The sequence below is a fragment of the Brevibacterium renqingii genome, from assembly GCF_017808095.1.
GTDB classification, from domain to species: domain Bacteria; phylum Actinomycetota; class Actinomycetes; order Actinomycetales; family Brevibacteriaceae; genus Brevibacterium; species Brevibacterium renqingii.
In genome coordinates, this window is record NZ_JADBHG010000012.1 from 38,384 (window position 1) to 56,980 (window position 18,597).

At 62.9% G+C, this 18,597-nt stretch carries 17 protein-coding genes; 15 read left to right on the plus strand and 2 right to left on the minus strand.

Translation table 11 applies throughout. The annotated features are described in order from the left end of the window. Positions 1-58: 58 nt before the first annotated feature. The 10 genes from IIE29_RS16045 to IIE29_RS16090 all read left to right on the plus strand — a co-directional run bounded on the left by IIE29_RS16045 (position 59) and on the right by IIE29_RS16090 (position 9,822). The gene (locus IIE29_RS16045) at positions 59-2,329 is read left to right on the plus strand and encodes an MMPL family transporter (protein ID WP_209326303.1); all 2,271 of its coding nucleotides are present in this window, start codon (positions 59-61) and stop codon (positions 2,327-2,329) included. 233 nt (positions 2,330-2,562) lie between these two features. Beyond that, positions 2,563-3,048, plus strand: coding sequence for a MarR family winged helix-turn-helix transcriptional regulator (locus IIE29_RS16050; protein WP_209326304.1), 486 nt, complete (start codon positions 2,563-2,565; stop codon positions 3,046-3,048). 123 nt (positions 3,049-3,171) lie between these two features. Further along, positions 3,172-3,813 (plus strand): isochorismatase family protein, encoded by a 642-nt coding sequence (locus tag IIE29_RS16055; RefSeq protein WP_209326305.1) that lies wholly within the window; start codon positions 3,172-3,174, stop codon positions 3,811-3,813. After that, entirely contained in the window at positions 3,810-4,250 is a 441-nt protein-coding gene (locus IIE29_RS16060) for a MarR family winged helix-turn-helix transcriptional regulator (protein WP_209326306.1), read from the plus strand. Before IIE29_RS16055 ends, IIE29_RS16060 begins: the two co-directional genes overlap by 4 nt. A 1-nt stretch (position 4,251) precedes the next feature. Beyond that, a complete protein-coding gene (locus tag IIE29_RS16065; RefSeq protein WP_209326307.1) occupies positions 4,252-5,313 on the plus strand; it encodes a pirin family protein in 1,062 nt (353 codons plus the stop codon). A 43-nt stretch (positions 5,314-5,356) separates the two neighbouring features. Then, positions 5,357-5,731, plus strand: coding sequence for a GNAT family N-acetyltransferase (locus IIE29_RS16070; protein WP_209326308.1), 375 nt, complete (start codon positions 5,357-5,359; stop codon positions 5,729-5,731). Beyond that, complete coding sequence (locus IIE29_RS16075) at positions 5,728-6,210, plus strand: carboxymuconolactone decarboxylase family protein (RefSeq protein ID WP_343071941.1); 483 nt, start codon at positions 5,728-5,730, stop codon at positions 6,208-6,210. The genes IIE29_RS16070 and IIE29_RS16075 overlap by 4 nt, the downstream gene beginning before the upstream one ends. A gap of 136 nt (positions 6,211-6,346) precedes the next feature. Then, positions 6,347-7,333, plus strand: a complete 987-nt coding sequence (locus IIE29_RS16080; protein WP_209326309.1) for a TAXI family TRAP transporter solute-binding subunit — start codon at positions 6,347-6,349, stop codon at positions 7,331-7,333. A gap of 42 nt (positions 7,334-7,375) precedes the next feature. Further along, a complete protein-coding gene (locus IIE29_RS16085) occupies positions 7,376-7,819 on the plus strand; it encodes a DUF1850 domain-containing protein (protein WP_209326310.1) in 444 nt (147 codons plus the stop codon). Positions 7,820-7,821: 2 nt separating this feature from the next. After that, positions 7,822-9,822 carry a TRAP transporter permease gene (locus IIE29_RS16090; protein ID WP_209326311.1) on the plus strand — a complete coding sequence of 667 codons (2,001 nt, stop codon included), beginning with the start codon at positions 7,822-7,824 and terminating at the stop codon, positions 9,820-9,822. Between the two features lie 25 nt (positions 9,823-9,847). Here the strand turns inward: IIE29_RS16090 and arr are convergent, their stop codons facing one another. After that, positions 9,848-10,279 carry an NAD(+)--rifampin ADP-ribosyltransferase gene (arr, locus tag IIE29_RS16095; protein WP_209326312.1) on the minus strand — a complete coding sequence of 144 codons (432 nt, stop codon included), beginning with the start codon at positions 10,277-10,279 and terminating at the stop codon, positions 9,848-9,850. Between the two features lie 215 nt (positions 10,280-10,494). On the opposite strand from arr, the gene IIE29_RS16100 reads away from it, so the two are divergent. From IIE29_RS16100 to IIE29_RS16120, 5 genes are all read left to right on the plus strand, one after another. Beyond that, a complete protein-coding gene (locus IIE29_RS16100) occupies positions 10,495-11,805 on the plus strand; it encodes an Nramp family divalent metal transporter (RefSeq protein ID WP_209326313.1) in 1,311 nt (436 codons plus the stop codon). A 273-nt stretch (positions 11,806-12,078) separates the two neighbouring features. Then, entirely contained in the window at positions 12,079-13,227 is a 1,149-nt protein-coding gene (locus IIE29_RS16105) for an acyl-CoA dehydrogenase family protein (protein WP_209326314.1), read from the plus strand. 49 nt (positions 13,228-13,276) lie between these two features. Then, positions 13,277-14,140 carry an HTD2 family dehydratase gene (locus tag IIE29_RS16110; RefSeq protein ID WP_209326315.1) on the plus strand — a complete coding sequence of 288 codons (864 nt, stop codon included), beginning with the start codon at positions 13,277-13,279 and terminating at the stop codon, positions 14,138-14,140. A 247-nt stretch (positions 14,141-14,387) separates the two neighbouring features. Continuing rightward, positions 14,388-14,828: a (deoxy)nucleoside triphosphate pyrophosphohydrolase gene (locus IIE29_RS16115; protein WP_209326316.1), complete on the plus strand. Its 441-nt coding sequence runs from the start codon at positions 14,388-14,390 to the stop codon at positions 14,826-14,828. Beyond that, positions 14,821-18,003 (plus strand): DUF3427 domain-containing protein, encoded by a 3,183-nt coding sequence (locus IIE29_RS16120; protein ID WP_209326317.1) that lies wholly within the window; start codon positions 14,821-14,823, stop codon positions 18,001-18,003. The genes IIE29_RS16115 and IIE29_RS16120 overlap by 8 nt, the downstream gene beginning before the upstream one ends. A 45-nt stretch (positions 18,004-18,048) precedes the next feature. Here IIE29_RS16120 and IIE29_RS16125 read toward each other — a convergent pair. After that, on the minus strand, positions 18,049-18,597 hold a 549-nt coding region (locus tag IIE29_RS16125; RefSeq protein ID WP_209326318.1), incomplete at its 5' end, for an IS3 family transposase.

Here is an 18,597-nt window from a genome sequence, read left to right on the forward strand (position 1 = left end):
CGAGCATCGATTCCGCACCCCCGTGCCCGGGGCAGGACCCTCCGCGTAGGCTGAGGCCATGCCGCACTTTCTGCTGACCCGCACCCCGCAGCCCCCTCGCCCCGACGACGATCGGACCGCGGAGCGCTCCGCAGGCGGTCCCGGCACCCCCGTGCGCGGACGTCGATCTCTCATCGCCCTCTTCGCCATCCTCCTCGTCGCCTGGGTCGGCATCGCCGGAGTCGGCGGCCCCTATTTCGGCAAGATCTCCGATGTCGCCACGAACGACCGCTCGACCTTCCTGCCGGAATCGGCGGAGTCCACTCGCGCGCAGGAGATGATCGACCGCTTCAGCGAAGACGACTATGTGCCCGCGATCGTCGTGCTCGAGGACTCCGACGGCGTCACCGACGACGACTCGTCGACGCTCAAGGACCTCGCGACGACCCTCGACGATGACGGAGTCCTCGCCGCAGACGCCTCGCCGGCCATCCCCTCCGAGGACGGAGAGGCCCTGGAGCTCATCCTGCCCGTGTCCTCGGAGACCACCGCCGAGGACGTCGAGAGCATCCGCACCGCCATCGCCGATGCCTTCCCGAACAGCTCGGACGGCGGAACCGACAGCGGCACCGCCGTTTCCGTCCATGTCACCGGTCCCGCCGGATTCGCCGCCGACCTCACCGAGGCCTTCGCCGGCATCGACGGGATCCTGCTGCTTGTGGCCCTCATCGCCGTCTTCGTCATCCTCGTCATCGTCTACCGGTCCCCGCTGCTGCCGGTCATCGTCCTCTTCACCTCGGTGGCGGCCCTGGCGGCGTCGATCTTCGTCGTCTGGCACCTCGCCGATGCCGAGATCCTCCTTGTCAACGGGCAGGTCCAGGGGATCCTGTTCATCCTCGTCGTGGGAGCGACGACCGACTATTCGCTCCTCGTCGTCGCCCGCTTCCGCGATGCCCTGCTGACCGAGCGAGATCGGGTGCGCGCGGGTCTGAGCGCGCTCAAGGGCGTGCTCGAGCCGATCCTCGCCTCCGGCGGCACTGTCATCGCCAGCCTCCTCGTCCTGCTGCTCACCGATCTCGCTTCGACGCGTGCTCTCGGGCCGGTCGCGGCGATCGGCATCGTCATGGCGATCCTCGCCGCACTGACCTTCCTCCCGGCCGCCCTCATGGTCATCGGCCGTGCCGTGTTCTGGCCCTTCCAGCCGAAGGTCGGCCCCGCCTCGGAGGTCACCGGGCGGAAGGGCGTCTGGGGCCGCATCGCCGGAGTGGTCGCGAAGCGTCCGCGGGTGATCTGGATCGGACTCGTCATCCTCCTCGCCCTGCCGGTGCTCGCCGCCCCGCAGTTCAAGGCCTCCGGCGTGGCCCAGTCCGAATTCGTCCTCGGCGAGTCCGAGGCCCGTGACGGCCAGGACGTTCTGGCCGCGCATTTCCCCGGCGGCTCGGGCTCGCCCACCCAGGTCGTCGTCTCCGACGATGAGCTCGAGAACGCGGCGAAGGCGATCGGCGAACTCGACGGCGTCGAATCGATGTCGGTCACGACCGAGGATTCGCCGAGCGGAACGGCGACCGTGACCGCCGACGGCAAGATCGAAGCCGCACCCTCACAGGGCCCACCGACCGGGAACACCCCCTCGACTCCGGCCCCCACGACCGTCGACGGTCAGGTGCTGCTCGAAGTCACGCTGTCCGATGCCGCCGACTCACTGGCCGCCGAGGAGACCGTCACCGATATTCGGGAGGCGGTCCATCCGCTCGACGGCGAGGCCCTCGTCGGTGGGGAGACCGCGGTCGACCTCGACACGAACACCACCGCCGAGGCGGACCGGAGCCTGGCGATCCCGCTCATCCTCCTCGTCATCACGGTCATCCTCGTCCTGCTGCTGCGGTCGCTGCTGGCCCCGCTGCTGCTCGTGGCGCTGACGGTGCTGTCCTTCGGCACGGCGCTCGGCGTCTCGGCGCTCGTGTTCAACCACATCATCGGCTTCGACGGGGCCGACCCCTCGGTGCCGCTCTACGCCTTCGTCTTCCTCGTCGCACTCGGCATCGACTACAACATCTTCCTCATGTCGCGGGTGCGCGAGGAGTCCCTGCGCCTGGGTACCCGGCGCGGTGTGCTCGCGGGGCTGGTCGCCACGGGCGGGGTGATCACCTCGGCGGGGGTCGTGCTCGCGGCGACCTTCGCAGCACTCGCAGTCATTCCGATCATGTTCCTCTTCCAGCTCGCCTTCATCGTCACCTTCGGGGTGCTGCTGGATGCGATCCTCGTGCGCTCGCTCGTGGTGCCGGCATTGGTCCACGACGTGGGGCGCAGCGTGTGGTGGCCATGGCGGAAGAGGATCCCACGGGACTGAGGACACTGAGGAATCGGGACGGAAGCCGCGGGGCAATACGGACCCCCGGCGTGAGATGTGAGCCGTGGGGAGGCTCGTGTCATCCGACTGGGCCGGGGGTGCACTGGGGATGTGCCGGGTACTGCTGTCGAGGGGTAGTCGACCAGGCCCCGCTGTGCGGAGCCTGATCTACTATTGAACTACGATTTTGTTGACGTTGCAACAAAGAGTGCGAGAGGGCATACTGAGCGCGCATGGGCGAGCGTACAGACGAGACGACTCCGGTCAGCAGTCAGATCAGAGAGCATGGGCCGATCAAAGTCGCGGCCTGGCGGCTGATGATGGAGAAGCACCAGGACTTCATGCGCCAATTCGAGCTCGGGTTCCGTGAGCGGCACGACCTCACACTCAACGAATTCGACACACTCATCAACTGCCTGCCCGGTGAGGAGATCCGGCACCGGGACCTGTTGCGCAGCATGGTGCTCAGCCGCAGCGCTCTCAGCCGTCTGCTGCGCAAGCTCGAGGACCGCGGCCTCGTCACCCAAGCCCCGGATCCCGAGGACCATCGCGGCGTCCTCGTCGGCCTCACCTCGGCGGGGGAGGAGCTGCGTGAGGCGGCCGCGAAGACGAACGTCGAGATCATCCTCGCCGGCTTCTCCGGCCTCAGCGATGCCGCCGCCGAGGAGGTCTTCGACTTGGTGAGCGCGGTCCGCCCGATCCCACCGGCCCAGGAGTAGCATGGTCCGATCGCGCCCCTGGACATCGCCGTGCAGCTGTGGAACTGTTGTGTATGCAACAAAATGCATGCGAGCGCGCGGTCGGACGATTCTCCCGGCCCAGATCCCGGAGGAGCTGTCGACATGCCGAAGACCGAACCCGAGCCGATTCGAGACCCGCGAGCCGATCGGCTGCTTACCCCGGACAACTGCGTCGTCGCCCTCATCGACTTCCAACCGGAGCAGTACCAGACCGTGACCTCGGCGACGAAGGAGCGGATCGACCTCAATGTCGTCGCCGTGGCCAAGGCCGCGACCGCCTACGAAGTCCCCATCGTGCTCTCGACCGTCGGCGTCGACCTCGGAGTGAACCAGGGAACCGAGCCGGCAATCGTCGACGAACTGCCCGGCGTCGGGGAGATCGATCGGACAGGCGTCAATGCCTGGGAGGACGAGGACTTCCGCAGCGCCATCGAAGCCACCGGCCGCAAGAAGGTCGTAATCGCCGGGCTCTGGACCGAGGTCTGCCTGACCTTCCCGACGCTCGACATGCTGGCCGAAGGCTTCGAGGTCTACCCCGTCGTCGACGCCGTCGGCGGCATCAGCCGGGTTGCCCACGAGTCCGCCCTGCAGCGGATGGTCGCCGCAGGAGCCTCACCGGTGACCGCGATCTCGTTCGCCGGAGAGCTCATGCGCAATTGGGCCCGCCCCGACTCCGACCGCCTGCGCTCGATCATGGGGTGGTACTTCCCGCGCAAGGCCGAACTCGATGCCAGCGAAGGATGAGACAGCTCGAGTCCGAAGCGGTCACCGTGTGGAGGAGCATGCTGCTCAAACACGCTGACCTCGTCGATGCGATCGGAGCCCGGCTGCGGACCGAGCACGGACTCATTGCCACCGAGTTCGATGTCCTCATCAACATCCCGCCGCACTCGACGATCCGCCACCGCGACCTCGTCGACGAGATCGTGCTCAGCCGCAGTGCGCTCTCACGTCTGCTGCGGAGGCTGGAGCAGCGCGGTCTCATCGAGCAGCGCTCCGATGACGAGGACCAGCGGGGCATCTGCGTCGAACTGACCGAACGCGGCCGCGTCCTGCGGGCGGCCTCTGCGAAGACGAACGCCGAGGTGGTCGACGACGCCTTCGCGGCACTCGACTCGGCCGATCTCACATGTCTCAGCGAGGCCGTTCGACGGATCCGCCCGGCGAAGACAGGAGAATGAGATGAGCAACGTGGAAACGGATCCCGCGCAGATCGTCTGCCGCCCGGGCGGTCTGCCTGACCCGGCCTGTGACCAGCAGGGGCGCGCCCCGGTGGAGATCATCACCTCGCGGGATGTCCCGCTCGGCGGACCTCGTGCGATGACCGTGCGCAGGACTCTGCCGCAGCGCCAGCGCTCCCTCATCGGCCCCTGGTGCTTCGTCGACCATTACGGTCCCGAGGACGTGTCGATCGCCGGCGGCATGGATGTCGCCCCGCACCCGCACACCGGGCTGCAGACCGTGAGTTGGCTCTTCTCCGGTGCGATCCAGCACATCGACTCGGGCGGAAACGCCGGCCTGGTCCTGCCCGGAGAGGTCAATCTCATGACCGCCGGCCGGGGCATCTGCCACTCGGAGGTCTCGACCGAGGACACGACGACTCTCCACGGAGTCCAGCTCTGGCTGGCCCTGCCAGATGCCACCCGCCATCAGGAGGAGCGCGAGTTCGAGCACTACGCCCCCGAGCTCACTCCCTTCGACGGCGGTGAGATGCTCGTCTTCCTCGGAGACCTCTGGGGCACCTCGTCACCGGTGACGACGCATACGCCGCTGCTCGGTGCCGAGATCCGACTCGACGCCGGAGTCACCGTGGATCTGCCGGTCGATGAGACCTTCGAGCACGGCCTCCTCGTCGACTCCGGTGAGATCGAACTCGAGAACGTCACCCTGCCCACGGGTGCACTCGGCTACACCGGGGTGGGGTCGAGCGAGCTGCGCATCAGCAACCGCGGAGATCAGACGGCCCGGCTGATCCTCCTCGGCGGCGAGCCCTTCGCCGAAGAGATCGTCATGTGGTGGAACTTCGTCGGCCGCACCCACGAGGAGATCGTGGCCTTCCGTGAGCAGTGGCAGGCCGAGGGCGACCGGTTCGGCGCCGTCGACGGCTACATCGGCCGCGGAGGCCCCGGCCGCAACGCGGACGGCCTCAGTCGGCTCCCCGCGCCGAGGCTGCCCGACGTGACGATCAGAGCGCGGAGGAACCCGCCTCCGCGGGTCCAGGGTGGACCCGACGAGACACAATGACCGGAATTACCCGCAGACCAACCAAGCAGCTAAGGAGAGAGCAATGAGCAAGACACTCACGGACTCGACGGGAGTCGAAGTCACCGTCACCCTCGATGAGGACGGCCGGTCCTACGTCATCGCGGTCGAGGGCGGCGCCATCGCCGGCCACGCCTATTTCCTCCCCGGCCCCGAGGCCGAGACCGAGCGGATCTTCTATCACACCGTCGTCGATGAGCAGTTCGGCGGCCGCGGCCTGTCGAAGGTCCTCGTCGCCGAGGCGCTTGCCGACTCCCGGGAACGCGGCATCACCGTCGTGCCGATCTGCCCGCTGTTCGTCAAGAAGCTCCAGCAGACCGGGGACGACTATCAGGCCGAGGGCGGACGCTTCCGCAACGCCACCGGGGCGGATTTCGACATCGTCAAGAAGCAGGCGTGATCGCACTGAGCATGAACGCGAACAGACCCTTCATCGACAAGACCCATCCCGAGGTCTACAAGGCCATGGCGCAGGCGGCGGCCGCATCGCGGAAGGTCGCTCATGCGGCCGAGCTGACCGACGGACTCATCGAGCTCGTCAACACCCGCGTGTCCCAGATCAACGGCTGCCGCACCTGTCTGAGCATCCACGCGCCGGCGGCGCGGAAGGCCGGCATCGATCAGCTCAAACTCGATGTGCTGCCCAGCTGGCACGAGGCCGAGATCTTCGACGACCGGGAGCGGGCGGCCCTCACGCTCGCCGAATCCCTGACCGTGCTGGACAAGACGGTCGATCGGGACGAGATCGCGGCCGAGGCCGGTCAGCATCTGACGACCGAGCAGATCTCCGCCGTCGAGTGGACGACGACGCTGATCAACGCCTTCAACCGCATCTCGATCGCCAGCGATCATCCGGTCTTCGGAGCCAAGCAGGACTGAACGCCTCCCGGCCGGGCAGGCCCGGACCGACAGTTGAGATGGTGTGGTCTCGAACGGTGTTTTCCACTATCTTCAGATGAAGCATTCACACATTGAATTGCCATCTGGCGTTCAGAGTTCGAAGGAGAACATCACTATGCGCACCTCTCGTCGGTTCAGTCTCTTCGCCACAACGGCGAGCGCCGCTGCTTTCGTCCTGCTCGCCACTGCTTGCGGTGGCGGCGGTGGTGGAGGTGGCGAAGAAGGAGAGGCGAGCGCTGACTTCATCACTATCGCGACCGGAGGATCCTCCGGCGTCTACTACCAGGTCGGTGCGACGATGTCCGAAATCCTCGCCGATGACCTCGGCGCCGACACCTCGGTCCAGTCGACCGGCGCATCGGTCGAGAATCTCACCCTGATCGAAGACGGAGGAGCCGAACTCGCCTTCACCCAAGGCGACGCCGTCGACCAAGCGCTCAACGGCGAAGGGCCCTTCGACGGCAAGGAGATCGAATCTCTGCCGGTCGTGGCCAATCTCTACGACCAGTACGTCCAGCTCGTCACCGTGGAAAGGTCGGGGATCGAGTCGATCGAAGACATCAAAGGCAAAGCGGTCTCGGTCGGTGATCAGAACTCCGGCGTCGAGCTGAACGCGAAGACCGTCGTCGATGCATACGGGCTCAGCTACGACGACTTCGACGCCGACTACCTGCCCTATGCCGAAGCCATCGACCAGATGCGCAATGGGCAGCTCGACGCCGCCTTCGTCACCAGCGGTCTGCCGAACTCGGCCGTGACCGACCTCGCTACCAGCGACAAGGTCAAGGTCGTTCCCTTCACCGGTGAGGGCCGCGAGAAGCTGCTCGCCGAGCATGACTACTTCGGCGAAGGAGAGGTCCCGGCCGGGACCTACGGCGATAGTGAGGCCGCCGAGACGCTGACCATTCCGAACCTCCTGGTGGTCAGCCCGTCGCTGAGCGATGACGCCGTCTACGACGTGACGAAGTCGCTGTTCGACAACCTCGACCAGATCCAGAGTTCGCACAACGCGGCGAAGGACATCACGGTCGACACCGCTCAAGACGTTCCGGTCGGCGAAGTCGCACCCGGCGCGAAGAAGTACTTCGACGAACAGGGCTGAGCCATCAGCTCCCTGACGCGGAGAGCGGCACTGACCGCGGCTGTGCTCGCCGGGTTCGGTCTCGTGGTGCCGATCTCCGTGTCCGGACCGGTTGCGCAGCGACTGGTCATCCGGGAGCAGGCGCCGGGTCGCCGGATCTTCAGATCCGTCCCCATTTCAGATGACGACGTGGTGGCGATGACCTGGATGCATTCGGTCGACAAGACGCCGTGGTGGGAATACTACTCAGCCGTCGACGGTGAGCTCGTCCTCGACTGCACCGAGTTGGCGCTGATGGGCGCGGGTACCCCGTTCGAAGCTCCGCACACCGAGATTGACGGAGACATGGTGAGGCTCTGCGGACTCGACGAGCACTTTCCCGCGGTCCGGTGGATTCACTCCCATCGAGTCCACCACCGCATCTATCTCGACAGCGAGCTCATCCTGCCGACTCGCGCCATCGACCACCACGTACGTACCGAAATGATCGTAATCGGAGACCGATGAACATGACCAACGAAAACAGCTCCCCAGCGGAGGCGAAGGAAGGGACCGCGGAAGTCGTCTCCGTGCCCGCCGAGTCCGTGTCTCCGGACACTGTCGAAAAATACGATCGGGAGTCTCGGACCCGCGATGTATGGTCGACGAAATGGTCACTGCCGCTGACGGCATTCGCCGTGGCGCTCTCGCTCTACCAGATCTACTATGCGCTCTTCGGAGGACCGCCGACCCTGGTGCATCGAGGCATCCACGTCGGGGCGATCCTCGTGCTCTGCTTCGCTGTCCAGCGCTTCCGCCTCGGCGAGAAGCGCAGAACGCCGCCGTGGTACGACTGGCTGTTCATGGCCGGATCGATCGCGATCGCGGTCTATCTCGGGCTCGTCTTCCAGAAGCTCGCCGTCAGCGGCGGACGCTTCGACACCATCGACGTCATCTTCTCGGTGTTGGCGTTGGTCCTCGTCCTCGAGGCTTCCCGGCGCGTGACAGGGCCGATTCTGCCCATTCTTGCGATCCTGTTCATCGTCTACGACTACTACGGGCGGTCGATGCCCGGCTTGTTCCGGCACCGGGGGTACGATCTCGATCGCATCGTGACGTTCATGTATCAGTCGACGGAGGGCATCTTCTCGACAGCGATCGGAGTGTCCTCCACCTACATCTTCCTCTTCATTCTCTTCGGCGCATTTCTGCAGAAGTCCGGGATGGGGCAGTTCTTCAACGACATCGCTCTGGCTCTGGCCGGCCAGGCCAGGGGAGGCCCGGCCAAGGTCGCCGTGCTCGCTTCCGGATTCCTCGGTTCGATCAACGGCTCTGCGATCGCCAATGTCGTCACCACCGGTGCCTTCACCATCCCGATGATGAAGCGAGTCGGCTACCAGCGGAACTTCGCGGGAGCCGTCGAATCGGCCGCTTCGGTCGGTGGGCAGATCATGCCGCCGATCATGGGCGCAGCCGCGTTCATCATGGCCGAGACACTCGGAGTCCCCTATACGGAGATCGTTCTCATCGCGATCATCCCTGCTGTGCTCTACTATCTGGCGATCCTCGTCCAAGTCCATCTGCGGGCCACGAGCCAAGGGCTGCGGGGCATCAGCCGGGAGAATCTCCCGGCAGTGCGAGAAGTGATGAAGGAGCGCGGGCACCTGCTCCTGCCGCTGCTTTTCCTTCTCTACATGCTCTTCTTCTCCGGAACCACCATCCTCTTCGCGGCGGTGACAACGATCTTCGTCACCGTGATCGCTTCAATGCTGCGCAAGTCCACGCGCATGTCGCTCATCGACATCATCTTTGCCCTGCGGGATGGAGCGGTCACTGCGATCTCGGTCGCTGTGGCGTGTGCCTGTGTCGGCATCATCGTCGGTGCGGCCACACAGACCGGTTTCGGTGTGAAGCTGGCGGGAACGATTGTCACCATCGGCGGCGGCTTCCTCCTGCCCACCCTGCTGATGACGGCTCTCGCGTGCATCATCCTCGGCATGGGACTGCCGAGCATTCCGGCTTACATCATCGTGGCGACGATGGCCGCGCCGGCACTCGTGCAACTCGACGTCCCGGCGCTGGCCGCGCATCTCTTCGTCTTCTACTTCGGCCTCTTCGCCAATATCACCCCACCTGTGGCTCTCGCTGCTTTCGCCGCTGCCGGCCTATCGGGAGGCAGTCCGATGCGGACGGGATTCATCGCCATGCGCCTTGCGCTCGGAGGCCTCATCGTCCCCTTCGTCTTCGTCTATCAGCCCGAACTGCTGATGCTCGACGGAACCGGATTCGATACCGCGCGTGCTGCCGTGATTCTGCTCATCGGGGTCATGATGATGTCCGTTGCGGCGGAAGGGCACTTCCTGGTCCCGCTTCCGATCTGGTTGAGGTTCGTCGTCGCCGTGGCGGCACTGGGGCTGGTGACGCCGAGTGCCCTCTATGACGTGATCGGCGCGGTCATAGCAGTGACAGCGTTGGTCATCATCCTCGTGATGGCCAAACGTCAGGACCGACTGGCATGGAACGAGATCTGAGCAGAGGTCGGAGGCCGCCGAGGGATCAGTTGATGATCTCTTTGCTGTCGTCTTCGGCGATTGCGGCCAGACGTTCGCGCCACAGCTGCAGATCTGCGGGGCTCAGCCGCTTCCAGTCGCTGACCTCGCGGATCACCCGCAGCGGCTGGCGGCTGCGATAGGAGCGCGTCGGGTTGCCCGGGAACTTCTTGTCGGTGACGTTCGGATCGTTCTCATACTCACCTGTGGGCTCGACCTCGTAGACGTGCGGCTGCCCGCTGAAACCGTCGGCCTCGGAACGCAGCGCGGCCACCTCGGCGGCCAGGCCTGCGCCGTCCGGAAGAGCCGTGAAGTAGATGTGATTCATCGTCACCTCGGGGCGGTAGTTCGAGGTGTAACCGGCGGTGAGCAGATCACCGGGCTGCAGGGCGGCTCTCGTCCCGTGGAAGAACGGGCCCTCATCAAGTGGCTCAGACATGACACGAATATAGCTGTGCAGTCTGCACATTGAGGTCAGGTGCTGCGGCTAGAATGGAACCCAACGGGCAGTGATTCGGTCGTCGACGATCAGCTGCTGACGGGCCGATCGGCTCAGAGGATGAGACTCCGACTTCCACAGCTGAAGATGCCAGGCACACTTGATGCCGACCATCTCGTCCGATGACGAACCCAGCAAGCAGCCGGAGCTCAACCATGTCGTCCGCACCACCAGTCCAGACCACTGACGGGACCACCTCGGCGCCGTTGACCTTCGCCGGACGACTGAGGCTCATCGGGCCGGGAATCGTGCTGGCCCTGGCCAGCGTCGGCGCCTCCGACATGATCACGACGATGAACTCGGGAGCCGAATACGGTCTCGCGCTCGTCTGGGTCTTCACCGTCGGCATCATCCTCAAGTTCGTGCTCTCCGAGGCGGTCGCGCGGCTGCAGATGAGCGGCGATCGGTCCCTGCTGTCCCACCTCACGCGCTTCGGCGGACGCACCTTCCCCGTGGCCTTCCTCATCGCCGAACTGCTCGTCGGACTGTTCTTCGGTGCCGGCGTGATCGCCGTGACGACGAACATCCTCCAGGCGATCTTCCCCGTGCTGCCGTTCTGGCCGACCGCCGTCGTCGTCCTCCTGTCGGCTGCCGTGCTCGTAGGCATCGGCCGCTACGGCATCGTGGAAAAGGCCATGATGGGCTTCGGAATCATCATGTTCTTCGGCATCATCGCCCTCGCCGTCTCCGTGTTCCAGGGCCAGGATGCCCAGCAGGTGGCGGCGGAGACCATCGTTCCCACGTTCCCGGACACGTCGATCATCACGGTGATGTCGCTGATCGGCGGCGTCGGGGGAGCGACCGGCATCCTCGCCTACTCGTTCTGGATCCGTGAGAAGTCCTGGCGCAGCGAGGACTGGAAACCCGTCGTCCGCCTCGACCTGTTCATCAGCTACGGCCTCGTCTTCGTCTTCGCCGTGGCCATGAGCGCCGTGGGCGCCTTCATCCTCTACGGTCAGGGCTTTTCGATCGCGGACAACGATGCGCTTTTCGCCATCGCCGACAATCTCATCGGCCGCATCGGCGAAGTCGGGCGGTTGGTCTTCCTCATCAGCTTCCTCGCCGTGGTCTACACCAGCGTGCTCGGCGGCTTCTCCGGCATCGCCTACGTCACCGCCGATTGCCTGCGGGTCCTCCGCCGCTATCCGCACCAGGACACACCCGAGCATGAGATGTCGGCGAAGTCCACCGAGTTCCGCGGAGCGCTCGTCTATCTTTCCGTCGCGACCTTGGCGATCATGAGTCTGGGCCAGCCGGTCACTCTTGTCCTCATCTATGCGGCGATCAGCGCCTTTATTCTGCCGGTGCTCGCATTGGCGCTGCTCGTCATCCTCAACCGGTCCTCGGTGCCAGCCGAACTGCGCAACACGAGGTGGTCGAATGTGCTGCTGGGCATCTGCCTCGCGCTCTTCGGCTTCCTCGCCGCACTGCAGGTGAAGGAGTCGGTCATGGGCCTGGTTGGGTAGGGCCGTGGCTGCGTAGTTGCGGTTCGACGGTTGCTGCGGCGCATCCCGTCTGCCTCAGGGGTGCCCGTGTAACTCGACCACATTACTGTTGATAGGTACGTCAATAATTGGGTTATATAGCTATGCTTTGAGTAATCAATAGTGAGAGCTCGTCGCCGAGGTCCACGCGTCGAGTGCTGGCGAACCAGTCGATGCGGAGATGAGGAGCGGGTGATCGCTCTGTGTGCCGCCGCGAGCAGCACCCTCAACGACAGAGGAGATGGACGTCCGCGAATGCCTGTCAGCGCCGAAGAGCAGATGATGATCGACACGGTGGCCGAGTTCGTCGACGAACAGGTCAAACCCCACGTCAACCGCGTCGAACACGCCAACGAGTACCCCGAAGCCTGGATTCAGACTATGAAGGACATGGGCATCTTCGGGCTCGCCATCGACGAACCCTGGGGGATGGGCAAGGTCTCGACGGAGGCCTACGCCCTCATCACACAAGAGATCGCCCGCGGCTGGATGTCCTTGGCCGGTGCGATGGGCGGTCACACCGTCGTGGCCAAGCTCATCCAGGAGTACGGCACTCAGGTGCAGAAGGACGCGTATCTGCCGAAGATGGCCACCGGGCAGCTGCGGGCGACGATGGCGCTGACCGAGCCCGGCGGCGGCTCCGATCTGCAGGCGATGCGCACCAGTGCCGCCAAGGACGGCGACGACTACGTCATCAACGGCTCGAAGACGTGGATCACGAACGCGCGGAAGTCCGACCTCATCGCCCTGCTGTGCAAGACCGATCCGAACGCCGAACCACGCCACAAGGGAATCTCCATCATTCTCGTGGAGAAGGGCGATGGCTTCACCGTCTCCCAGGATCTGCCGAAACTCGGGTACAAGGGAGTCGAGTCCTGCGAACTGAACTTCGAGAACCTCCGCCAGCCGCAGGCCCAGCTGCTCGGCGAGGTCGAAGGCGTCGGGTTCAAGCAGATGATGAAGGGACTCGAGATCGGCCGCATCCAGGTCGCGTCCCGGTCACTCGGCGTCGCGCAGGCCGCCCTCGATGATGCGGTGAAGTACTCGCAGGAACGCGAATCGATGGGCAAACCGATCTGGAAGCATCAGTCGGTGGGCAACAAGCTCGCGATGATGGCGACGAAGCTCGAAGCCGCCCGCCAGCTCGTCCTCCACGCGGCCCGCACGTATGACTCGGGGGCGCGAGTGGACATGGAAGCCGGAATGGCGAAGCTCTACGCCTCGGAGATGGCCGCCGAGGTGGCCCTCGACGCGATCCGCGTCCATGGCGGTTACGGATACTCCACCGAATACGACGTCGAACGCTACTACCGCGATGCGCCGCTGATGATCGTCGGAGAAGGAACCAACGAGATCCAGATGGGTGTCATCGCCAAACAGCTCATCGGCCGCAACAAGATCTGATCTGCCTCGTTGACAGCGCGGGGGCCGGAAGAGTGATAGAGAAGAGAGCATGGGCAAAGATGACGTGAACCTGCGGGATTCGGTGGGGCGAACTTCGACAATCGAGGAAGTCGCCTCGGGGGAGCGGGCGTCACGCTTGGCCTCTCTGCTCGGCCGTGAAGCTGACGAGACGGACCCGCTCTTTCCTGTCGGACACTGGCTGCACTTCTCCGAAGACGATGTGCCGATGAGTGAGCTCGGCACCGATGGGCATGTGAGGCTCGGCGGGTTCATGCCACCGGTGGGCCTGCCTCGGCGAATGTGGGCTGGCAGCGAACTCACGTTCCACGCGCCGATCCTGCCTGGTCAGCTGCTCTCGCGGACGACGACGATCGAATCGGTCACGGAGAAGTCCGGCAGCACCGGCTCTTTGTGCTTCGTGGTGCTGCGGCACGAGATCTCTGCCGACGGAGTCCTCGCGACGTCGGATCGGCACACGATCGTGTACAGGGAGGCCGCCTCGGCGCCGGTCGCGTCTGCGGCAAAACCGCCACGAGCGGACTCGGCCGCACCGACGGGGTGGGACTGGGCGGAGAGCGTGCGCCCTGATGAGGTCATGCTGTTCCGCTATTCGGCGCTGACGTTCAACTCGCACCGTATCCACTACGACTACCCCTACGTCACCGAGGTCGAAGGATATCCGGGTCTGGTCACCCACGGACCGTTGACGGCGACGCTGCTGCTCGACGCCTTCATCGCCAAGCATCCGGGCGCCCGCGTGACCGAGTACAGCTTCACTGCGAAGTCCCCGTTGTTCGCGAACGAGCAGATCCACCTCGTCGGGCGGCAGACCGCAGGCGGCGTTCACGAGCTGCAGGCGATCGCCCCCGGCGGGACGACCGCAATCGCGGCCACCGTGATGGCGGAAGGGTGAGGAGCAGCGATTGAAAGAGCATCTTCAGGACGGGCCTGAATAACGTTGCGCCCTGCGGCCGTTCTCAACGGTAACGCTCGAGAGGCAGAAAGACGGACCCCCTTCAGGACTGAACCTGTCGACCTGATCTTGAACCCGCCGACAAGTGCGGTTGCGATAGTTCCGACTGCGACCTAAGTAGACGGCGCGTACTGTACGGGAAGGTTGAAAGATTGAGGGGAGCTATGCCACAGCTAATATGCATTACATGAAGCAGGACGTCCTCGAGGTTGTAGGTGCAGTGATACGCGGAGATGTAGACGGGGCGCCTGCCGTTCTGGCGTTCCGTCGACGTGCGGAAAAATCTGCCGGAGGCAAGTGGGAGTTTCCCGGCGGGAAAGTTGAACAGACTGAAACTCAATCGGTTGCGCTTGCTCGTGAAATTCGAGAAGAGCTAGGTATTGAAGTTGGCGTCGGTCCGCTAGTGGCTCGGGCTCGCACGCCTGTTGGCAGTCGAGTGATAGATCTTGCCTGCTATTGGGTAACTGTGCAAGAGGTTCCGACAGAAAGTAGCGACCATGACGCAATCCAATGGGTGACCTCGGCCGACTTGCGTACGCTGGACTGGGCAGAGCCTGATCTTCCAGCCGTCGAAGTGATCGAAGTAGCTATGTCTGAGGACCGGGGAGGTGCGCACAATAATGAGTGACGATAATCTACGCCCCGGACTCTATGAACGACTGGTCGATGGGTCGGTGAACTCGCTCATTGAAGATATGGATGACGCGCTCCACGTCGATATGCAATCGGTTGATATCGAGGACTATCCGGCGCTTGCTGCGCACCATATCGGACTCAAAGTTAAGGCTGCGCTGACTCAAACGGATGCTGCGAATCGAGTATCGATAGCTAATGAGATTCTTCGCGTGTTGCCGGGGAACGGAAACGAGCACGTGCTTAACCACACTCCTGATGTGCTGATGTCGGTCTACGAAGAATCACCAGCGAGACGACCTTCGACTCCGTTAACCGAAACCGCGCTTTTCACGAATGCTGCTGAGACTCCGAGCCTCAACTCAGAGCTGCGGTTGGAGATGGAAAGCGCGGACCGTGTTGATTTGCTGTGCGCCTTCGTCAAATGGAGCGGAATTACGGTGCTGGAACGGGGACTTCAGCGTCTGCGAGAACGGAAAGTGCCGATTCGTGTCCTGACAACAACATACATTGGTGCGACTGAGCGCAGAGCCCTCGACCGTCTTGTCAACGAGTTCGGCGCCGAGGTGCGGGTCAATTACGATTCGCGAACAACGCACTTGCACGCGAAAGCATGGCTCTTTTACCGAGAGTCCGGCTTCGACACCGGGTACGTAGGGAGTTCCAACTTGAGCCGGACGGCGCTTGTCGATGGGCTCGAATGGAACGTCCGGGTGTCGCGAGAAGCGACACCGCCATTGATGGACAACTTTGACGCTACGTTTGAGTCGTACTGGGCGTCCAACGAATTCGAGGATTACATCCCTTCACGCGACGCTCGGCGTCTTGACGACTCGTTGGCCAGCGCTCGGGCAGGTAGTTTTCGAGCAGCGCGATCGTCATCGTCGGGGATCACAACGCATTTCTTGGATGTTCGTCCATTTCCTCACCAGACTGAGATGCTTGAGGAGCTTGCGTCGGAGAGAAGCGAACACGGCCGTACTCGGAACCTGCTTGTTGCGGCAACGGGCACAGGCAAGACTGTTGTGGCAGCGTTGGACTATGCACGACTTGTACGGGAGTCGCTGGAGACGACGCGTGCACGCAAGATGATGCCTAAACCACTGCGGCTTCTATTCGTGGCGCACCGGAAGGAGCTCCTAGATCAGGCGCTGGACACGTATCGTTCCGTGCTCAAGCGTGGTGATTTTGGGTCTTTGCTATTAGGCGGGATCCCCGTAGACGATCGAGACCATGTTTTTGCTTCGATTCAATCGCTGTCACGAGATGATCAACTTCAACAGTGGGAACCTGATCATTTTGATGTTGTTGTGATCGACGAGTTTCATCACGCGGCAGCTGCCACATATCGAAGAATTCTCAATTGGTTCAAGCCGGCGCAGCTACTCGGCCTGACTGCAACCCCGGAGAGAGCTGATGGGGTTAACGTGGCTCAAGCGTTTTTCGATGGACGGATCGCGAGCGAACTGCGGCTTTGGGACGCGTTGGATGCGGACCTACTGGTACCTTTTCATTACTACGGAATCGCAGACAATGTCGACCTTCGCGGTGTGACATTTCGGGCAGGCGGTTACGATTCCGCTGAATTGTCAGAGATCTATACCGGAAATCGTGACCGTGCGGCTCTTATCGTTGAGCAGGTGGGAGAGAAGATCCTGGACCCGCAAGCGATGAGGGCGCTGGGATTCTGTGTGAGCGTGGATCATGCTCGCTATATGGCGGAAGTGTTCACTCGCGCAGGAATCGAGTCTGTCGCACTGAGTGGACAGTCGACAACGGATGACCGTGATGCTGCACTTCGCCGACTTAGGGCGGGAGAAGTGCAGTGCATCTTTACCGTGGACCTTTTTAACGAAGGAGTGGATGTACCCGAAGTCGACACTGTACTCATGCTCCGTCCGACTCAATCTGCAACCGTCTTTCTGCAGCAGCTGGGTCGTGGCCTTCGCCGTGCAGCAGGCAAGGCGCTGCTAACTGTCCTAGATTTTGTGGGGCATCAGCATGAGAAGTTCCGGTTCGATATACCGCTGCGCGCGATGACCGGTGTTCCGCGGGGGAGGATTCTACACGCGGTGGAGAACGGATTCCCGCAAATGCCGGGTGGGTCGCAGATTGTTCTCGATCGGGTGGCTGAAGAGCGAGTTATCGACAGCATTAGGAGTCAGCTATCGTTGACAACTAAAGCTCTGGTGTCGGACGTGCGCCAGAATATTCATGACGGCACGAACGCGCTCGAGTATCGATTGAGCGACTACCTTGCGGAGTCGGGAAGAGGCCTACCGGATATTTATAAGCCGGCTACAAGGCGGATGTTTGGACTGGAGCTACCTGCAACATGGTCGGCAGTGCGACACCTGGCTTTCGGCAGTCATAGCGACAGCGCCATAGAAAGTGAGCTTGCTGCCCGAATCATGCGCAGAGTGAGCGCGCTGACCCATGTTGACGATGTAGAACGTGCGTTGGAATATCGTCGAATTATTTCGTCTGAAGCCCCATCGGATGAATTAGTTACCAGCCCATATGCGGCAATGCTCTACTACGCATTCTGGCCAAAAGGTGATGGCGGATCGGTCGCCGAGGGCCTCGACGAGATCCGTTCGAATCAGGTGCTATGCCAGGAGCTGGATCAACTCCTCACTGTTACATCATCGTTGCATCGTCTGACACCACGGCGCCTTGAAAGTGGACTCGAGGATATTCCTCTTCGGACACACGCACGATATTCTCGTGAGGAATTGTTGTCGGCCCTTGGGATGGGAGTGAACGAGAAGCCTCAGCCTGGAAACTTTCGTGAAGGAGTGAAATGGTTCAAGGAGCATAAGACAGATGCCCTCCTCATTACTCTCCGGAAGTCCGATGCGGACTTCTCACCGTCGACTCGCTACAGGGATTATGCACTCACCCCGCAATTGTTCCACTGGGAGTCACAGTCCGGAACTTCAATTGAGAGTCCAACGGGACAGCGATATATTCGACATCGCGATTATGGGACGAACGTCCTTCTGTTCGTGCGTCACGCGAAGGTAGGGGACCTGGGAACAGAACCCTATACTTGTCTGGGCACTGCTAAGTATGTCTCGCACGAGGGCTCGCGACCGATTCAGGTCGTGTGGGAGCTCGATCGGCCAATGCCTACTGACCTATTTCTGGCAGCAAAAGCGGTTGCTTAGACCGATCGAAAGGGACTGATGCAAGGAGAGGTGACAATTAGGGTGTCACGCTGCGACTGCAGGTGACTCAATAATTGCTTCGTATTCGACAGGTGTCAAACGACCCAGCCGAGCTTGTCGCCGACGCCGATGATACGTCCGCTCAACCCACGTCACGATCGCGATCCTCAACTGGTCCCTGGAGGCCCACCGGCGACGGTCGAGAACGTTCTTCTGCAACAGCGCGAAGAACGACTCCATCGCAGCGTTATCGCCGGCAGCACCGACCCTGCCCATCGACCCGGCAATGCCGTGGCGGGCCAGAGCCCGAGTGAACTTCTTCGACCGGAATTGACTGCCGCGATCGCTATGCGTCACGCATCCAGCGACGTCACCGCCGCGACGGATCACTGCCATCTCGAGGGCATCGACAGCCAAACGCGCCTTCATCCTCGAGCCGATCGAGTAGCCAACGATGCGCGTCGAGCAGGCGTCCTTGATTGCGCACAAGTACAGCTTGCCCTCATCGGTGTGGTGCTCCGAGATGTCGGTGAGCCAGAGCTGATTCGGTCCATCGGCTCGGAACTCATGACGGGTTCGTCCGTCGGCGTCGAC

Coding starts and splice junctions, on each gene's coding strand:
- IIE29_RS16045 (WP_209326303.1), top strand. CDS start 59: ATGCCGCACTTTCTGCTGACCCGCACCCCGCAGCCCCCTCGCCCCGAC.
- IIE29_RS16050 (WP_209326304.1), top strand. CDS start 2,563: ATGGGCGAGCGTACAGACGAGACGACTCCGGTCAGCAGTCAGATCAGA.
- IIE29_RS16055 (WP_209326305.1), top strand. CDS start 3,172: ATGCCGAAGACCGAACCCGAGCCGATTCGAGACCCGCGAGCCGATCGG.
- IIE29_RS16060 (WP_209326306.1), top strand. CDS start 3,810: ATGAGACAGCTCGAGTCCGAAGCGGTCACCGTGTGGAGGAGCATGCTG.
- IIE29_RS16065 (WP_209326307.1), top strand. CDS start 4,252: ATGAGCAACGTGGAAACGGATCCCGCGCAGATCGTCTGCCGCCCGGGC.
- IIE29_RS16070 (WP_209326308.1), top strand. CDS start 5,357: ATGAGCAAGACACTCACGGACTCGACGGGAGTCGAAGTCACCGTCACC.
- IIE29_RS16080 (WP_209326309.1), top strand. CDS start 6,347: ATGCGCACCTCTCGTCGGTTCAGTCTCTTCGCCACAACGGCGAGCGCC.
- IIE29_RS16090 (WP_209326311.1), top strand. CDS start 7,822: ATGACCAACGAAAACAGCTCCCCAGCGGAGGCGAAGGAAGGGACCGCG.
- arr (WP_209326312.1), bottom strand. CDS start 10,279: ATGTCTGAGCCACTTGATGAGGGCCCGTTCTTCCACGGGACGAGAGCC.
- IIE29_RS16100 (WP_209326313.1), top strand. CDS start 10,495: ATGTCGTCCGCACCACCAGTCCAGACCACTGACGGGACCACCTCGGCG.
- IIE29_RS16105 (WP_209326314.1), top strand. CDS start 12,079: ATGCCTGTCAGCGCCGAAGAGCAGATGATGATCGACACGGTGGCCGAG.
- IIE29_RS16110 (WP_209326315.1), top strand. CDS start 13,277: ATGGGCAAAGATGACGTGAACCTGCGGGATTCGGTGGGGCGAACTTCG.
- IIE29_RS16115 (WP_209326316.1), top strand. CDS start 14,388: ATGAAGCAGGACGTCCTCGAGGTTGTAGGTGCAGTGATACGCGGAGAT.
- IIE29_RS16120 (WP_209326317.1), top strand. CDS start 14,821: ATGAGTGACGATAATCTACGCCCCGGACTCTATGAACGACTGGTCGAT.